Source organism: Polaromonas sp. JS666, from assembly GCF_000013865.1.
In the GTDB taxonomy this organism is placed as follows: domain Bacteria; phylum Pseudomonadota; class Gammaproteobacteria; order Burkholderiales; family Burkholderiaceae_C; genus Polaromonas.
This window is the reverse complement of the sequence record NC_007948.1, coordinates 3,711,579-3,727,937: the sequence shown is the minus strand read 5'-3', so window position 1 is coordinate 3,727,937 and position 16,359 is coordinate 3,711,579. Positions and strand designations below refer to the sequence as shown.

Here is a 16,359-nt window from a genome sequence, read left to right as displayed (position 1 = left end):
TTTCATGAGCACTCCCACGAGCACTCCCACGAGCACTCCCATGAGTACTTCGAATCCCTTCCGGCTGGACGGCCGGCTCGCGCTGATCACCGGATCTTCCGCCGGCATCGGTTTCGCGCTGGCGCGCGCGCTTGGGCAGGCCGGCGCCACGCTGGTCCTCAATGGCCGGGACGCCGGCAGGCTGGAACAGGCGGCAGGCGTGTTGCGCAGCGAAGGGCTGCAGGTCCACACGCGGATGTTTGATGTCACGCAGGCCGAGGCCGTAGAGGCCGCGGTGCAGGATATCGAGAGCACCCTCGGCGCCATCGAGATTCTCGTGAACAACGCGGGAATGCAGCGCCGCATGCCGCTGCACGAATTTTCCACCGAGCAGTGGCATGAGCTGATGCGCACCAACGTCGACAGCGTGTTCTTCATGGGCCGGGCCGTGGCACGCAAAATGATAGAGCGCCGCCGCGGCAGGATCATCAACGTCTGCTCGGTGCAAAGCGAGCTGGGCCGGCCCAACATCGCACCCTATACGGCGAGCAAGGGTGCGGTCAAGATGCTGACCAAAGGCATGGCGATTGACTGGGGCCCGCATGGCATCAATGTCAACGGCCTCGGGCCCGGCTATTTCAGGACCGAACTCAACGAGAAACTGGTGGCCGACGAGCAGTTCAATGCCTGGCTGATCGGACGCACGCCCAGCCGGCGCTGGGGCAACGTCGAGGACCTGGGTGGCGCGGCCGTGTTCCTGGCCAGCGATGCATCGAGCTTTGTCAATGGCCACATCCTGTACGTCGACGGCGGCGTGACCGCCACCCTCTGAGTCTTTAACTTTTTAATTTTTTGACTCTTTGACTTTTTGACCGACTTTGCTATTTGAGGAGAAATTCATGCGCGCACTTGTTTGCCACGCTCCGCTGGATCTGCGCTTTGACACGTTCGTGTCCGACCAGCCAGGCCCGACCGAGCTCGGCGTGCGCATTGCCTATGGCGGCATTTGCGGCTCGGACCTGCACTACTTCCAGCACGGCGGCTTTGGCACCGTGCGCATCCGGGAGCCCATGGTGCTGGGGCACGAGGTGTCGGGCGCGATCGAGTCGGTGGGCAGCGCCGTCACACAATTCCAGGTTGGCCAGCGCATTGCGGTGTCGCCCTCGCGGCCCTGCGGCACCTGCCGCTACTGCAACCTGGGTTTGCAGAACCACTGCATGGAAATGCGCTTTTACGGCAGTGCCATGCGCTTCCCCCACGTGCAGGGCGCGTTTCGCGAGCACCTGGTGATTGATGCCAGCCAGGCCCATCTGGTCGCCGACGAGCTGCCGCTGGCCGAGGCGGCGCTGGCCGAGCCGCTGTCGGTCGGCCTGCATGCCATCACACGCGCCGGCTCGGTGTTTGGCAAGCGCGTGCTGGTCACGGGCTGCGGTCCGATCGGCTTGCTGTTGATTGCCGGCCTGCGGCGTGCCGGTGCTGCGCACATCATTGCAGCCGACATTGCCGACGTGCCCCTGGTCTGCGCCGCCACGCTGGGTGCGGACGAGACCATCAACCTAGCCCGTCACCCCGGCGGCCTGGCGCCTTATGCGCTCAACAAGGGCATGATCGAGGTGATGTTCGAAGCTTCCGGCAGCGACAAGGCCTTGCGCGGCGGGCTGGATGTGATGGCGCCGCGCGGCGTGGTCGTGATCGTGGGCCTGGGCGGCGATATCAGCGTGCCGATGAACCTGCTGGTGGCCAAGGAACTGGATGTGCGCGGTACCTTCCGTTTTCATCAGGAGTTTGCGGTCGCGGTGCGCTTTCTCAACCAGCGCCTCATCGACGGCCGGCCGGTGATCACGCACACCCTGAAGTTCGACCAGGCGGCGGATGCCTTCAAGCTGGCGGGCGACAAGGGCCGGGCGCTGAAAGTGCTCATCGATTTCAATGCGCCGGCGGCGGCATGACAATGTGCGCAGCCCCGACCTTGATAGCTACAACAAGACGACACCGGAGATTTCATTGACCACCTTCACCAAAGTCACCCTGTACACCGGCACCGACGGCCGCGCGAAATTCCGCGAGGAAGCGGTCGCATTGACGGAGGGCTCGCCGCAAGCCCTGCTGTCGCCGGTGCTTCCGTCCACAGGCTACCAGCTACGCCACAGCCCGGTCGGGTTTCGCAGCCAGTTTCATTGCACGGGGACGCCGCAGTGGGTCGTCATTCTGGGTGGACAGATGGAGATTGGTTTGCAGGGCGGGGTGTCGCGGGTGTTCAAGCCCGGTGAGCATTTTTATTCAGCCGACGTGCTTCCGCCGGGCGCCACCTTTGACGCGGCAGTGCATGGCCACTGGAGCCGCCAGGTGGGGCCGGATCCACTGGTGACCCTGTTCGTGCAGGGTTGAGGGCTGAGGGTGTAAAAGGCCCGGAAAACTCAGTGCGACTGCATCTCGCCTGAAAGCAGCACGCGAGGGCCGGGCTGGCCAATCTGTACAGCAGCGATCAGCGCGGCGGCCACATCGTCCGCCGGGATGGCCCGGTAATTGTTCGGGATCAGCGGTTTGAACAAAGTCATGGCGGCCAGCGCCCATTTTTCACCGGGGCGTTGCGCCTGCCTCAGCGAGGCGCGGTCGCCTGCGAGCAGGGAGGGACGCGCGATCACCACGGTCTCAAACCCCAAGCCCTTAACGGCATCTTCCATTTCGCCTTTGACGCGGTTGTAGAAAACCGGCGACCGGCTATCAGCACCCATGGCGCTGACGACACCCAGGCGGGTGGCGCCGGCGGCGCGAGCAGCGCGTGCCACTGCCACCACCGCATCAAAATCAACGTTGCGAAAAGCCTCGCGGCTGCCCGCCACCTTGATCGTGGTGCCCAGCGCGATGAAGACGTCATCGACCGCCGGTGCGTTGAATCCGTTGAACGAATCCGTCACCTGCACCACCAGTCGGGCGTGCTGCCGGGCTGGTGCGCGACGGCCCACAGTGTGGACCGTCGAGTAAGCCTTATCGGCCAGTAAACGAGCCAGGACCGCCTGGCCGACGAGGCCCGTTGCCCCGGCCACCAGCGCCACCCGAGCCGCCGCCACCGCCGGAGCGGTTGCCCCGGAAGTTGTTGCGGTTGCCAGTGGGTTGGCCGGAAGACGGGAATCCGGACGAGGCGTGGCTGGCGGGCTGCTGGTTGTCGAAGTCATTGCGAGGCTCGCTGCGTGAGTCATTCCTTGGCGCACGGGGTTGCTCGTCGCGTTGCCGCGCCTGAGCATGTCTCGGCTGGGCAGGCTGGCCGCCTTGCGAATAGCCGGAATTCTGGCGCGGCTGACCCGGATTGGGGGTGCGCGGGCCGCGTCCACTGCCATTACCACTGCCATTGCCGCCACCGGCGGGGCCGCGTCCGCGGCCGCCTCCGTTGCCGCCATTGCCACCATTACCGCCGCCACTCGCGCCGCGCGCAGGCTGGGCGCCTTTGGTGTCACGGATACGCTGCATCATTTCGCTGCGCGCTGCTTTCGCGGCGGCCTGCATCACGTCACGGCTTGGGGGTTTACCGAGGCCGCCCCAGATGGTCTGGCGGCCCATGGCCAGCGGCTCGGCTCTTTCGCCGGGCTCGGCTTCAAAGCCGGGCACCAGCACTTTTTCAATGTTCTGCTTGGTGAAGCGCTCGATGTCCTGCATAAAGCCTTCTTCATCCAGACACACCAGGCTCACCGCCTCGCCGCTGTTGCCGGCGCGGCCGGTGCGGCCGATGCGGTGCACATAGTCTTCACTGACGTTGGGAATCTCGTAGTTCACCACGTGCGGCAATTCGTCGATGTCAATGCCGCGGGCTGCGATGTCCGTGGCGACCAGTGCGCGAATCGTGCCGTCCTTGAAGCCCTGCAGCGCCTGGGTGCGGGCGGTCTGGCTCTTGTTGCCGTGCAGGGCCATGGCTTCAATGCCGTTTTTGGTCAGGTGCTCGGCCACGTTGTTGGCGCCAAACTTGGTGCGCGTGAACACCAGCACCTGGCTCCAGTTGTGCTCGTTGATGATGTGGGTCAGCAGCGCCTTCTTTTTGCTGCGGCCCACCGGATGGATCGTCTGCGTGATGCGCTGCACGGTGGTGTTGCGCGGCGTCACCTGAATGTGCAGGGGGTCACGCAGCAGGCCATTGGCCAGTTCGCGGATCTCGTCGCTGAAGGTGGCGCTGAACAGCAGCGACTGCTTGTGCTTGGGCACCAGCGCCAGCACCTTCTTGATGTCGTGGATGAAGCCCATGTCGAGCATGCGGTCGGCTTCGTCGAGCACCAGGATCTGTACCTGGCTCAGGTCCAGCGTGCCCTGGCCTGCATGGTCGAGCAGGCGGCCGGGGGTGGCCACCAGGATGTCCACGCCGCGGCGCAGCTTGTCGATTTGCGCCCCCATGCCGACACCGCCGAACATCACCATGGAGGTGAGATCCAGGTATTTGCCGTAGGTGCGTACGCTTTCTTCAACCTGCGCGGCCAGCTCGCGGGTCGGCGTCATGATGAGGGCGCGCACGGCGTTGACGCCGCGTCGGTTGGTCAGCCGGGGTTCGGTAGACAGGCGCTGCAGCATGGGCAGGGTGAACGCGGCGGTCTTGCCGGTGCCCGTCTGGGCGCCGCCGAGCAGGTCGCTGCCGGCCAGCACGGCGGGAATCGCCTGGGCCTGGATAGGCGTGGGGGTGTCGTAACCCTGCTCAAGCACGGCTTTAAGAATGGCCGGAGCCAATTTCAATTCTTCAAATGTCATGGTGTTGCACCGCTGGGGTGCTATAGATCGGCCTGTTGGGTGCCTTGTTTGAAAGCAACCCGCCAGTCAAAGGCAGATGGGATCAGAAAATCGGGCCAAAAAACATCGTAAGCAACTACTGAAAGTAATACCCGGGATGTGCCCAAATGTTGCAGGCAACTGGAGCCAGCAACCCGCGTATTGTCGCACGGAACGATAATCGGAGTATTCACGCAAAAAACACGCCTTGCCAAAAGGCGTTGCCCCCGAGGCGCAGCGCGTGGTTTTAGCCTGCAGATGACTCTGCAAAAAGCCTGTAAAAATAGCAGCTACAGGCCGTGTGCAGCCCGTTTTCTTGCATTGTTTTTCATTTTTACCAAAGTTGATCCTGATGGCCCAGTACGTATTTACCATGAACAAGGTCGGCAAAATCGTGCCGCCCAAGCGTCAAATTCTCAAAGAGGTTTCGCTCAGCTTTTTCCCTGGCGCCAAGATTGGCGTGCTGGGCACCAACGGCTCCGGCAAGTCCACGCTGCTCAAGATCATGGCTGGCCTGGACACCGAGATAGAAGGCGAAGCCACCCCCATGCCGGGGCTGAACATCGGCTACCTGCCGCAGGAGCCCAAGCTCGACCCTGGGCACACGGTGCGCGAGAGTGTCGAGGCCGGCATGGGGGCGGTATTTGCCGCCAAGGCCCAGCTCGAAGCGGTGTACACCGCCTACGGCGAGCCCGATGCCGACTTTGACGCCCTGGCCGCCGAGCAGGCTCGCCTGGAAGCCATCATCGCGACCTCGGGCACGGATTCCGAGCACCAGCTCGAGATCGCCGCCGACGCGCTGCGCCTGCCGCCCTGGGACGCCCAGATCAGTGTTCTGTCGGGTGGCGAAAAACGCCGCGTGGCCTTGTGCAGCCTGCTGCTGTCCAAGCCCGACATGCTGCTGCTCGACGAGCCGACCAACCACCTGGACGCCGAATCGGTGGACTGGCTGGAGCAGTTTCTGCAGCGCTATTCGGGTACGGTGGTTGCCATCACCCATGACCGTTACTTCCTGGACAACGCGGCCGAGTGGATTCTGGAACTGGACCGCGGCCATGGCATCCCCTGGAAAGGCAACTACAGCAGCTGGCTGGATCAAAAAGGCGAGCGTCTGGCCCAGGAGCAAAAGGGCGAAGAGGCCCGTGCCAAGGCTCTGAAAAAGGAACTGGAGTGGTCACGCCAGAACCCGAAAGCGCGACAGGCCAAGAGCAAGTCGCGTCTGGCACGTTTTGAAGAGCTGTCTGATTTTGAATACCAGAAACGCGTGGAGACCAACGAGATTTTCATCCCGGTGGCCGAGCGTCTGGGCAATGAGGTCATTGAGTTCAAGGGCGTCAGCAAGTCCTTCGGCGACCGCCTGTTGATCGACAACCTGAGCTTCAAGGTGCCGGCCGGCGCCATCGTCGGCATCATCGGCCCCAACGGCGCGGGCAAGTCCACGTTGTTCAAGCTGATTGCCGGCAAAGAGCAGCCGGACAGCGGCGAAGTGGTGATTGGCAAGACAGCGCGCATGGCTTTTGTGGACCAGCACCGTGATGACCTGGCCAACGAAAAAACCGTCTGGGAAGATATCTCGGGCGGCCTCGACCTGCTCACCGTCGGCAAATTCACCATGCCCAGCCGCGCGTATGCGGGCCGCTTCAACTTCAACGGCGCCGACCAGCAAAAACGCGTCGGCATGCTGTCGGGCGGCGAGCGCGGGCGCCTGCACCTGGCCAAGACACTGATTGCTGGCGGCAACGTGTTGATGCTTGACGAACCGTCCAATGACCTCGACGTGGAAACCCTGCGCGCGCTCGAAGACGCACTGCTCGAATTCGCCGGCTCCGTCATGGTCATCAGCCACGACCGCTGGTTCCTTGACCGCATTGCCACGCACATCCTTGCGGCCGAAGGCGACAGCCAGTGGACCTTCTTCAACGGCAACTACCAGGAATACGAAGCCGACAAGAAGAAGCGCCTGGGTGAAGAAGGCGCCAAGCCGAAGCGCGTGCGCTTCAAGGCATTGCATTAAGTTCTCGCGGTCGCTCTACTGGAGCGCAGCAGCCCACTCCTTCTCCCTCTGGGAGAAGGTCGGGATGAGGGCTGGCGGCGTGTGATGTTGCACTGTGCTTGGTTGAAGGCCGAAGGCCCTCACCCCCGCCCTCTCCCAAAGGGAGAGGGAGCAATACCGATGCGAGCAAAATTTCTGCGGAGATAGGTATGACCGACGACGAAGTCCTGACTCAAACCCGTCACTGGCTCGAAAAAGCCGTGATCGGGCTCAACCTGTGCCCGTTTGCCAAGGCGGTGTACGTCAAGAACCAGGTGCGCCTGGTGGTGAGCCATGCGCGCCATGCCGACGACCTGCTCGAAGAGCTGGACCGCGAGCTCGACCTGCTGGTGGCCACACCGGCGCAAGAGGTGGACACCACGCTGCTGATTCACCCGACGCTGTTCGGCGACTTCCTGGATTTCAATGATTTCCTGGAGGTTGCAGAGGGCGTGGTGGATGAGCACGGGCTGGAGGGCGTGGTGCAGCTGGCGAGTTTCCACCCGCGCTTCCAGTTTGACGGTACCGAGCCCGACGACATCAGCAACTACACCAACCGCGCGCCGTTTGCCATTCTGCACTTGCTGCGCGAGGGCAGTGTGGAGCGTGCGGTGGCAGCCTTTCCCGAGGCTGATGCGATTTTCGAGCAGAACATTGCGACGCTGGAAAAACTGGGGCTGCAAGGGTGGAAGGCCCTGGGGTTGTAAGGCGAGGCGGTAAGGCAAATTAGTCAGCCGCGTGCGCTGATGCGCTGACGTGTTGACCTGATTGCGCAGCCGGTCGGTGCTGTTGTTGCTTCCCGAAGCCAGGGCGTTCGCCCCACCCGGCCTGCCCGTCGCGTATGAACGCGGCGAGGCCATGACGCTGCCGGGGCACGCCGGCTTCTGCTTTGGCCAGCGCACTCCCCTCATTCCTTTTTGATTGGCTCGCCCGGCGGCTTTCAGGCCGCGTATCCGCCGACGGCTTCACCCGCATTGAACATGCACAGGATTGGGGCGGCGTCCTACAGGGCGGGTATCGCAGCCATCGGTAGGCTTACCGAGCGGCGCGATGGATTCGCTCCCGGCTCCGCTGACTGTCCCGACAAATCAACCTGAATGAGGTGTTCCATGAAGCTACTTCAATCTCTAAGACTGGCCCTGGGCGGTCTTCTCGTGGCGGGCCTCGCGGCCTGCGGCGGTGGTGGCGGCGGTGCCAGCAACGGTACCCTTCGACTGGCGCTCACCGACGCGCCGGCTTGCGGCTACGACGCCGTCAATGTGACGATAGAGAAAGTTCGCGTGCACAAGAGTGACAGCGCCGGCGACGCGGACGGCGGCTGGGCTGAAATCGTGCTCAATCCTGCCAGGCGCGTGAACCTGCTGGACCTGACCAACGGGGTTCTCGACGAACTCGGCCAGACACCCTTGCCCGCGGGCAAGTACACGCAACTCAGGCTGGTCCTGACTGCCAATAGCGGAAGCAATCCGCTGGCCAATTCCGTGGTGTTCACTGACACGAAAGCCGAGGTGGCGCTCAAGACACCGAGCGGTCAACAGTCCGGCCTCAAAACCAATATTGACATTGACATCGCCCCGAACAGGCTCGCCGATTTCGTGCTCGACTTCGATGCCTGCAAGTCCGTGGTTTACGCGGGCACTTCGGGTCAATACCTGCTCAAGCCGGTCCTCATCATGATTCCGCGCTACATCTCCGGCGTGTCCGGATTCGTGAACGCGTCGATAGTGAACGGCACGACCACGGTGTCCCTGCAGCAGGGCGGCGTCATCATCAAGTCCACCACGCCCAGGAGCGACGGCACCTTCCTGCTGCAACCGGTTGCCCCGGGCAGCTATACGCTGGTGCTCACAGGATCGGGCCGCGCCACGGCCGTCGTCACCAGCGTGCCCGTGGTGACAGACACGGTGACAGCCCTCAATACCTCCGGCACCGCGCTCAACCCGGCGGTTTCCGCCACCGGTACCGTGAACGGCACAGTGAACGGCACCGCACCGCTGGTGCTGGACACCCTGGTGCGTGCGCAACAGATCCTGACGGGCGGCACCACGGTGGAAGTGGCGGGGCGCTTTGTGGATGGGCTGGGTAATTACGCTTACCTGCTGCCCGTCGATGCGCCGCAGGTGGCGCCCTACGTGGTAGTACCCGGCCCGCTGGTATTTGTGGCCGACGCGGGTGCGGCTGGCCAATACACACTGCGGGCAAGCCTGACCGGATTTGCGGACAAGACGGCCATACGCCCTGTGTTGACGTCTGGTGCCACGATCACCACCAACTTCACTTTCCCCTGAGTCATCAGAAGAGGAAGCTGGCAGGCCCTGAAGCCTGAGCAGCCAGAAAAAACGGCTGGACCGCCGGCGCTCCACGGGTATTTTCCGGAGCGCCGGCGAGCAGGCTTCCTGTACAGCCATCGCGGCGGGCGATGCCCCTGGAGCGATCGCAACCCAAACGAGAAGAGAAAAGAGAAAAGAGGCAGGAACCCTGCCTCTTTTCTGCGTTGTGGTTGCTTTGTGCTTACTGCTTCAGGCCGAGCTTGTTGATCAGGCCTTTGTAAAAAGCATGGTCCCTGGCCATGACGGCGCCAAAGGCCTCGCCTTCGGCATAGGCGTAGCCCATGTTCTGGCGGTCCAGCGCGTCACGCAGGCTTTGTTCGGTCACGATCTTCGCGGTCGCTGCGCGCAGCACATTGACAATCTCGGGCGGCGTGCCCTTGGTCACGGCCAGGCCGCGCCAGGTGCCGATGGAAATGTCGATGTTGCGTTCCTTGAGCGTCGGCACTTTCTCGAAGCCCTTGATGCGCTGCTCGGACATCACGGCCAGCGTTTTCAGCTTGCCCGTCGAGGTGTAGGCATAGACTTCCGCCGCGCTCACCGTGATGGCCTCGATGTGCCCGCCCAGCAGGGACAGCGCGGCCGGTGCAGCGCCGGCAAACGGAATGTGGTTGAACTTCACCCCGGTCTTGTCTTCCACGGCCGCGGCGGCAAGATGCCAGGTCGAGCCGTTGCCGCCATTGCCCACGCGGAAGTCGCCCTGTTTCGCAGCCGCCAGGAATTCCTCGACGGTGTTCCACGGCGCATCAGCGCGCACCGTGATGGCCGCCGGGTCGTAGTTGAGGCGGGCGATCGGGATGAAGTCCTCATGGGTGATTTTGGTCAGGCCCATGTTGGGCTGCGTCATCAGGTCGGTCGCGAGCAGGGCGACCTTGTAGCCCTCCGGCTTGCCATTGATGACGTCGGCCCAGCCGATGGCGCCGCTGGCGCCGGGCTTGTTGACCACGATCAGGTTCTGCGGCAGGTGCTTGACCGACGCCAGCGCGAAGGCCCGGCCCAGCACGTCGGTGCCGCCGCCGGCCGGGTAGGGCACGATCAGCTCAATTGGCCGGCTGGGGTAGGTGGCTTGGGCCAGCACGGCGGCAGGCAGGGCCAGGGCGCACAGCAGGCCAGCCAGGATGCGGGAAGTGAATGTCTTCATGCTTGTCTCTCTTTGTTAGTAGCGATGTCGTGATAATTTGAAGGAACGTGAAGTTCAGGATCTTCAGGCCCAGGCGGAGCCGTTCGGGAACTCGAACTCCTTGAGGGTCGCGGCATGCATCTCGATGCTGTAGCCCGGTCGTTGCGGCGGCATGTAGCGGCCTTTGCGGATGACCACCGGGTCGATGAAGTGCTCATGCAGGTGGTCCACGTACTCCAGCACACGGTTCTCCAGCGAGCCCGAGACTGCGATGTAATCGAACAGCGACACGTTCTGCACGTACTCGCACAGGCCCACGCCGCCGGCATGCGGACACACCGGCACGCCAAACTTGGCAGCCATCAGCACCACCAGCAGGACTTCGTTCAGGCCACCCAGGCGGGCCGCGTCGACCTGGCAGAAATCGATGGCCTTGGCCTGCAGCAACTGCTTGAACATCACCCGGTTGTGGCAGTGTTCGCCGGTCGCCACGCCAATCGGTGCGATGCGCGCGCGGATGGCCGCATGGCCGAGGATGTCGTCCGGGCTGGTCGGCTCCTCGATCCACCAGGGCTCGAAGGCGGCCAGGCGCCGCATGTTGGTGATGGACTCGTCCACTTCCCACACCTGGTTGGCGTCCATCATCAGCTTGCGGTCCCAGCCTATCTCTTCGCGCAGGATGGTGGCGCGGCGGATGTCTTCCTCGATGTTGCCGCCGACCTTCTGCTTGAAGTGCGTCCAGCCTTCAGCCACGCCTTCGCGGGCCAGGCGGCGCACCTTGTCTTCGGAATAGCCGAGCCAGCCGGCCGACGTGGTGTAGCCCGGGTAGCCCTGCGCCAGCATTTCCTTCTCGCGCAAGGCCTTGGTTGGCGCCTGGCGGCGCAGGAGGGCCACGGCCTCCTCGGGTGTGAGCGCGTCGGTGACAAAGCGGAAGTCCAGGCAGCGCACCAGCTGCTCCGGGCTCATGTCGGTCAGCAGCTTCCACACCGGCTTGCCCTGCGATTTGGCCCACAGATCCCAGACGGCGTTCACGATGGCTGCCGTCGCGAGGTGCATGACGCCCTTGTCGGGGCCCAGCCAGCGCAGCTGGCTGTCGCCGCTGGTGATGTTGCGCCAGAACGCGCCCATGTCGGCGGTGATGTCTTCGAGCGTGCGGCCCACCACGAACGAAGCCAGCGAGTTGACGGCCGCCACGCAGATTTCATTGCCGCGGCCAATCGTGAAGGTCAGCCCATGGCCTTCCAGCGTTTGCGCGGCGTCGGTGTGCAGCACCACGTAGGTGGCCGAATAGTCGGGCGCCGCGTTCATGGCGTCCGAGCCATCGAGCGAGCGCGAGGTGGGGAAGCGGATGTCGCGAACCGAGAGCCGGGTGATGGTTGTAGTCACGTTTGCCTTGCCTGTGGTTGAAATGGTTGAAATGGATGGCACAGCTTATAAAGATTGGCGATATCAATCCAATCTTATTTTGGTATATTGCGATACTATTTTTGATATCACAATGGACCCGATCACCGATAGCCCACCCGTTCCCGCCAACCTGTTTCGCCGGCTGCGCATCAAGAGCCGGCAAATCATGCTGCTGAACGCCCTGGATGAGCACCGCAACCTCCGGCGGGCGGCGGCGGCCATTCATACCACCCAGCCCGCTGCCACGGCGCTGCTGCAGCAGCTCGAAGAAGGCCTGGGCGTGGCGCTGTTTGAGCGGCACTCGCGCGGCATGGAGCCCACGGTGTACGGTGAGGTGATGATCCGCTACGCGCGCGGCGTGCTGCACGATTTCGAGTACGCCGGTGACGAAATGGCGGCCCTGGCTGCAGGGGCGGCCGGGCTGGTGCGCATCGGCAGCGTCATGGGCGCCACGCCAGTCCTGCTCACCCAGGGCCTGGCGCGCTTCAAGGCCGGCCACCCGCGCGTGCGCGTTTCCCTGCAGGTCGACACCAGCGACCTGCTGATGCCGGCGCTGCTGCGCGGTGACCTCGATGTGGTGCTGGGGCGCCTGCCGGACCAGTTTTATGACGAGGATCTGGAGATCGAGCAGTTGGAGGGCGAACCGATGAGCGTGGTGGCGCGGCCGGGCCATCCGCTGCTTGACCTCGCCAAGGTGACGCTGGCCGACCTGGTCGCGCAAACCTGGATCCTGCATCCGCTGGGCAGCCCGATGCGGCGCCGCGTCGAGCAGGCGCTGCAGCACGCCGGCCTGGCGGCGCCCCCCGACATCGTCGAGACCTCGTCCATCCTCGCAACCACCTCGCTGCTGGAGGCCAGCGACATGATCTCGGTGGTTCCGCTGGACGTGGCACAGCACTATGCGAACTATGGGCTGGTCGCGATCTTGCCGGTGGAACTGCCGATGTCCATGGCCAAGCTGGGCATCATCACGCGCAGAAAAAAAGACCTGTCGCCCGCGGTGAAGGGCTTTCTGCACGCGCTGCGCGACAGCATCCTGCAGCGGCAGGCTGCCTAGGTGAAATTTTCGTGATCATGTCGCAGATGGGGAGAGCAATTGCATAGTCATTCCGGTGGATTCTGCGCAGGCACGACCGCCCCCAGCCACTCGCGTTCGAGCTGGGCGATAGCTTCGCAAGAGTCCTTGAACCCCATGGGCTTGGAGATGCAGCCATTGGCACCAAGCCGATAGGCCTCGCGCCTGTCCGACTCCTTGTCGGAGGAACTAAGGACCACCACCGGAAGAAACCGCGTCCGCTCATCGGCACGCAGGCGCTCCAGCACCTGGAACCCGTTAAGCCTCGGCATGTGAATATCCAGCAACACCAGACGAGGCAGGGCGTTGCCAGCGCTCCCGGATGGGGTGGCGCCACCCAGCAGGAAGTCCAGGGCCTGCACACCGTCGCGCACGACCTGGATGGTGGCGGCCGACTGGTTGGCCTCGAGGGCGAACACGAATAGTTCGGCTGAAGTGGGGCTGTCTTCAACCAGCAGGATGTCAGGCGCGGAAATGTTCATGATGAGGGCCCAATTGCACAGTCATCCTGCCGGATGCCGTGGAGCAAGGTCGGCGCTCAGCCAGTCGCGTTCGAACTGCGCCAGGGTCGCGCACAGATTCTCGAAACCCACAGGCTTGCGGACGTAGCCATTGGCGCCCAGACGCTTGGCCTCAAGTATGTCCGAGCTTTGATCGGACGCACTGAAGATCACCACAGGAAGCTGCCGTGTGCGCTCATCGGCGCGCAGCCGCTCCAGCACTTCAAACCCGTTAAGCCTTGGCATGTTCAGGTCAAGCAACACCAGTCGGGGCAGGGCGCCCTGGGCGTCCCCGGATCGGCCCTCGCCACCGAGGAGGACTTCCACCGCCTCCATGCCATCACGCGCGACCCTGATGGTCGCAGCCGACCCGTTCACCTGATGGGCGAGCATGAACAGCTCGACGTCACTTCGACTGTCTTCAACCAGCAAGATGTCTAGCGTGAAAATGCTCATGGTGGGCTTGGAAGGTTGAGGAAAAACGTGGCGCCCTGCTCGGGAGATGACTCCGCCCAGATGCGGCCACCCATGCGTTCGGTGATACGCAGGGCCATTGCCAGTCCCGCGCCGGTGCCTTCGTAGGCTTCGGGCAGATTCAGTTGGCTGAACAGTTTGAACAGCTTGTCGGCATAGAGAGGGTCGAAGCCTATGCCGTTGTCGCGAACGAAATAGACATGCTGGTCCGGCTGATCCGGGCCCGGCCGGACACCCACCGTGATGATCGCCGGCTGGCGGTCGCGGCTGAACTTGAGCGCGTTGGAGAGCAGCTCGACCAGGAGCCGCCGCAGTAGTTCGGGGTCGGCCTGGCAGGCGGGCAGTTCCTCGATGTGGGTGTCCACGGAGCGGCCGGGTTGCGCGGCGATCAACTCGCCCATGACTTCGCGTGCGGCAGCGGCGATATCCACGCGCGCGGGACTCAAGGCCTGTTGCCGCAGGTTGACGAACGAGAGCAAGTCGTCCACCAGGCGCGCCATGCGCCGGGCACTGCCGGCAATCACTTCTGGAAATCGCGAGGCCGGCTCGGGAAGGTTGGCGGCGTACCGGGTCAGCAGCAAATGCGAATAGCCTTCCATGGCCCGCAGCGGCGAGCGCAGGTGATGCGCGACGGCGTGCACGAGGCCCTCGATCTCCGTCAGCGCCGCTTCCAGTTCCGCCGTCCGCTCGCGCACACCTTGTTCGAGGCTGGCGTTGAGGTGACGGATTTCCAGATGTGCGACGGCGAGCTGGCGTTCACCCTCGTGCTTGTGCAGGGCCACTTCGATGTTAAGTTGCAGTTCGCGCTCATCGAAGGGCTTCATGAGAAAGCCGTAAGGCGCCGCGTTCTTGGCCCGCTGGAGTGTCGGCTCGTCGGAATGCGCGCTCAGGAAGATCACCGGCAGGTCCAGTTCGTGCCGCAGCATCTCGGCGGTCTGGATGCCGTCCATTTCACCCTGGAGCCGAATGTCCATCAGCGCGAGCCGGGGCCGATGCTGGTGCGCCAGGGCCAGCGCTTCCTCGCCCGAGGCGGCCACGCCGCACACCTTGTAGCCATGGCGTACCAGGCGGTCCCCCAGATCGGCCGCGACGACCGCCTGGTCTTCCACGATAAGAAGTGTGGCTGGCGTCATTGCAGGGCCGCCGTCATGCCGGGAGCCTTCGACGGCAAGGTGAAGAAAAACGTGGCGCCGGCATCAGGCTGGCTCTCGGCCAACATCCGGCCACCGTGGCGTTCGACGATGCGTTTGACGATGGCCAAGCCCACCCCGGTGCCGGGGAATTCGGCCGTGCTGTGGAAGCGTTGAAACGGCTCGAAGAGTTTCGCTGCGTTCGCGAGATCCAGGCCCGCACCGTTGTCACGGACGAAGAAGGTATGGCAGTCCTCGCCCGCTTCTTCACCTGCTATCGCGCCGACTTCCACCATCGGATGCTCCCGCTGCGCCGAATACTTGAGCGCATTGCCGATCAGGTTGACGAGCACCTGCCGGAGCATGGCCTCGTCGCCCCAGGCCCGCGGCAATTCCTCGCACACGAACTGCGCCGGCTTCTGGCCCGGCACGAGGGCGAGTTCGGCAAACACTGCGTGCGCGAGGTGCTTCAGGTCCAGCTCTGTCACGCTAAGTGTTTGCTCGCGATTCGATTTCAAAAAGCCCAGATAGTCCTCCACCATGCAGCCCATTTGCAGCGCGCTTGCGTGAACCCGATCGAGGAACAGTTGTCCCGAGGCGTCGAGCCGCTCGCGCTGCGACCGGGCCAGAAGCTCGGAGAAGCCGGCAATGGCCTGCAGCGGCCCCCGCAAGTCGTGGCTCACGGCAGTGGCGAAGGCTTCGAGTTCAGCGCCTTTCAGTTCATAGTTGTCCTTCTCGGCGAGCAGCCCCTTCACCTGGCGCGTCAAGGTATCCACGCGGTTCTGCGCGGCGACCCGGCCCGTGGCATCGACCAGCACCACGACAGCGCCCAGGACCTTGCCGGTTTCGTCGGTAATGGGCGAAGCGCTGTCATCCACAAAGCGTTCTCCGCCCTCGCGCGTGATCAGCACGGTGTCCGGGTCCAAACGAACGACCAGGCCATCGCGCAGGGCGCGTGTGGCCGGGTCTTCCAGAGGCTGGCGGGTTTTCTGGTTCACCAGGCGCACCACTTCGCCGGATGGCTTTCCGGTAGCCTCATCCTGCGTCCAGCCGGTCAGCTTCTCCGCGGCAGGATTGAGCAGCAGAATTTCTGAATGGGTGTTGGTGGCGATGACGGCGTCGCCGATGCTCGTCAGCGTGGCAGTCATCCAGCGGGCGACCCGGCGAGCCTTGCGCTCCATCTCATGGCGAAACGGCGCCAGTTCGATGGCGACGCGCAGTTGCTGGTCATCGAACGGTTTGACGATGTAGCCCGAAGGGTCGGTGAACCTGGCTCTATGCAGGGTGGCCGTATCGCTGTGTGCGGTGAGATAGATGACCGGAATGTCCAGCTCGCCGCGCAGGTGTTCGGCAGCGTCGATACCCTCGGGCCGGCCGTGCAACATGATATCCATCAGAGCCACGTCGGGCCGCTGCGATGCGGCAAGCCGGATCGCAGCGGCCGCGGTGTCCGCCGCGCCGGTGATTTCGTACCCGAGCCCCGACAGCCGTTGCTGCAGGTCTTCCGATACGACGATTTCATCCTCCACGACGAGGACACGAATTTTGTTCAGCACTTGTTCCATGGTC

The 16,359-nt window shown here is 63.7% G+C and carries 15 protein-coding genes; 7 read left to right on the top strand and 8 right to left on the bottom strand.

Translation table 11 applies throughout. From position 1 onward, the window contains the following. The first annotated feature begins 40 nt into the window (after positions 1-40). The 3 genes from BPRO_RS17605 to BPRO_RS17595 all read left to right on the top strand — a co-directional run bounded on the left by BPRO_RS17605 (position 41) and on the right by BPRO_RS17595 (position 2,367). Entirely contained in the window at positions 41-811 is a 771-nt protein-coding gene (locus tag BPRO_RS17605) for a glucose 1-dehydrogenase (RefSeq protein WP_041388918.1), read from the top strand. Between the two features lie 67 nt (positions 812-878). Continuing rightward, a complete protein-coding gene (locus BPRO_RS17600; RefSeq protein WP_011484425.1) occupies positions 879-1,928 on the top strand; it encodes an L-idonate 5-dehydrogenase in 1,050 nt (349 codons plus the stop codon). A 55-nt stretch (positions 1,929-1,983) separates the two neighbouring features. Further along, entirely contained in the window at positions 1,984-2,367 is a 384-nt protein-coding gene (locus BPRO_RS17595) for a hypothetical protein (RefSeq protein ID WP_041390001.1), read from the top strand. Positions 2,368-2,396: 29 nt separating this feature from the next. Here BPRO_RS17595 and BPRO_RS17590 read toward each other — a convergent pair whose 3' ends face one another. Together BPRO_RS17590 and BPRO_RS17585 are read right to left on the bottom strand one after the other, a co-directional pair. After that, positions 2,397-3,026: an NAD(P)H-binding protein gene (locus BPRO_RS17590; RefSeq protein WP_232291425.1), complete on the bottom strand. Its 630-nt coding sequence runs from the start codon at positions 3,024-3,026 to the stop codon at positions 2,397-2,399. Then, positions 2,968-4,707 (bottom strand): DEAD/DEAH box helicase, encoded by a 1,740-nt coding sequence (locus BPRO_RS17585; RefSeq protein ID WP_011484422.1) that lies wholly within the window; start codon positions 4,705-4,707, stop codon positions 2,968-2,970. Before BPRO_RS17585 ends, BPRO_RS17590 begins: the two co-directional genes overlap by 59 nt. 370 nt (positions 4,708-5,077) lie before the next feature. On the opposite strand from BPRO_RS17585, the gene ettA reads away from it, so the two are divergent. The 3 genes from ettA to BPRO_RS17570 all read left to right on the top strand — a co-directional run bounded on the left by ettA (position 5,078) and on the right by BPRO_RS17570 (position 9,045). Then, entirely contained in the window at positions 5,078-6,739 is a 1,662-nt protein-coding gene (ettA, locus tag BPRO_RS17580; protein WP_011484421.1) for an energy-dependent translational throttle protein EttA, read from the top strand. 188 nt (positions 6,740-6,927) lie between these two features. Further along, a complete protein-coding gene (locus BPRO_RS17575) occupies positions 6,928-7,464 on the top strand; it encodes a DUF1415 domain-containing protein (RefSeq protein ID WP_011484420.1) in 537 nt (178 codons plus the stop codon). A 402-nt stretch (positions 7,465-7,866) separates the two neighbouring features. After that, positions 7,867-9,045, top strand: coding sequence for a DUF4382 domain-containing protein (locus BPRO_RS17570; RefSeq protein WP_011484419.1), 1,179 nt, complete (start codon positions 7,867-7,869; stop codon positions 9,043-9,045). A 223-nt stretch (positions 9,046-9,268) separates the two neighbouring features. Here the strand turns inward: BPRO_RS17570 and BPRO_RS17565 are convergent, their stop codons facing one another. Next, the gene (locus tag BPRO_RS17565) at positions 9,269-10,225 is read right to left on the bottom strand and encodes a tripartite tricarboxylate transporter substrate binding protein (protein ID WP_011484418.1); all 957 of its coding nucleotides are present in this window, start codon (positions 10,223-10,225) and stop codon (positions 9,269-9,271) included. A 63-nt stretch (positions 10,226-10,288) separates the two neighbouring features. Continuing rightward, on the bottom strand, positions 10,289-11,590 hold the full coding sequence (locus BPRO_RS17560; RefSeq protein ID WP_011484417.1) for an L-fuconate dehydratase: 1,302 nt from the start codon (positions 11,588-11,590) through the stop codon (positions 10,289-10,291). Positions 11,591-11,702: 112 nt separating this feature from the next. On the opposite strand from BPRO_RS17560, the gene BPRO_RS17555 reads away from it, so the two are divergent. Continuing rightward, positions 11,703-12,668, top strand: a complete 966-nt coding sequence (locus tag BPRO_RS17555; RefSeq protein ID WP_011484416.1) for a LysR family transcriptional regulator — start codon at positions 11,703-11,705, stop codon at positions 12,666-12,668. A 47-nt stretch (positions 12,669-12,715) separates the two neighbouring features. Here the strand turns inward: BPRO_RS17555 and BPRO_RS17550 are convergent, their stop codons facing one another. Genes BPRO_RS17550 through BPRO_RS17535 form a run of 4 tightly spaced genes read right to left on the bottom strand, consistent with a single transcriptional unit; the run spans position 12,716 to position 16,355 of the window. Further along, positions 12,716-13,168 carry a response regulator gene (locus tag BPRO_RS17550; RefSeq protein ID WP_011484415.1) on the bottom strand — a complete coding sequence of 151 codons (453 nt, stop codon included), beginning with the start codon at positions 13,166-13,168 and terminating at the stop codon, positions 12,716-12,718. Positions 13,169-13,189: 21 nt separating this feature from the next. Next, positions 13,190-13,642 (bottom strand): response regulator, encoded by a 453-nt coding sequence (locus tag BPRO_RS17545; protein WP_011484414.1) that lies wholly within the window; start codon positions 13,640-13,642, stop codon positions 13,190-13,192. Next, positions 13,639-14,793, bottom strand: a complete 1,155-nt coding sequence (locus BPRO_RS17540; protein ID WP_011484413.1) for a sensor histidine kinase — start codon at positions 14,791-14,793, stop codon at positions 13,639-13,641. The genes BPRO_RS17545 and BPRO_RS17540 overlap by 4 nt, the downstream gene beginning before the upstream one ends. Then, positions 14,790-16,355, bottom strand: coding sequence for a sensor histidine kinase (locus BPRO_RS17535; RefSeq protein ID WP_011484412.1), 1,566 nt, complete (start codon positions 16,353-16,355; stop codon positions 14,790-14,792). The genes BPRO_RS17540 and BPRO_RS17535 overlap by 4 nt, the downstream gene beginning before the upstream one ends. Between the last annotated feature and the right edge of the window lie 4 nt (positions 16,356-16,359).

Bases quoted from the DNA above. Each gene is read 5' to 3' on its own strand.
- BPRO_RS17605 (WP_041388918.1), top strand. From the start codon at position 41: ATGAGTACTTCGAATCCCTTCCGGCTGGACGGCCGGCTCGCGCTGATC.
- BPRO_RS17550 (WP_011484415.1), bottom strand. From the start codon at position 13,168: ATGAACATTTCCGCGCCTGACATCCTGCTGGTTGAAGACAGCCCCACT.
- BPRO_RS17575 (WP_011484420.1), top strand. From the start codon at position 6,928: ATGACCGACGACGAAGTCCTGACTCAAACCCGTCACTGGCTCGAAAAA.
- BPRO_RS17565 (WP_011484418.1), bottom strand. From the start codon at position 10,225: ATGAAGACATTCACTTCCCGCATCCTGGCTGGCCTGCTGTGCGCCCTG.
- BPRO_RS17585 (WP_011484422.1), bottom strand. From the start codon at position 4,707: ATGACATTTGAAGAATTGAAATTGGCTCCGGCCATTCTTAAAGCCGTG.
- BPRO_RS17555 (WP_011484416.1), top strand. From the start codon at position 11,703: ATGGACCCGATCACCGATAGCCCACCCGTTCCCGCCAACCTGTTTCGC.
- BPRO_RS17535 (WP_011484412.1), bottom strand. From the start codon at position 16,355: ATGGAACAAGTGCTGAACAAAATTCGTGTCCTCGTCGTGGAGGATGAA.
- BPRO_RS17545 (WP_011484414.1), bottom strand. From the start codon at position 13,642: ATGAGCATTTTCACGCTAGACATCTTGCTGGTTGAAGACAGTCGAAGT.
- ettA (WP_011484421.1), top strand. From the start codon at position 5,078: ATGGCCCAGTACGTATTTACCATGAACAAGGTCGGCAAAATCGTGCCG.
- BPRO_RS17570 (WP_011484419.1), top strand. From the start codon at position 7,867: ATGAAGCTACTTCAATCTCTAAGACTGGCCCTGGGCGGTCTTCTCGTG.
- BPRO_RS17540 (WP_011484413.1), bottom strand. From the start codon at position 14,793: ATGACGCCAGCCACACTTCTTATCGTGGAAGACCAGGCGGTCGTCGCG.
- BPRO_RS17600 (WP_011484425.1), top strand. From the start codon at position 879: ATGCGCGCACTTGTTTGCCACGCTCCGCTGGATCTGCGCTTTGACACG.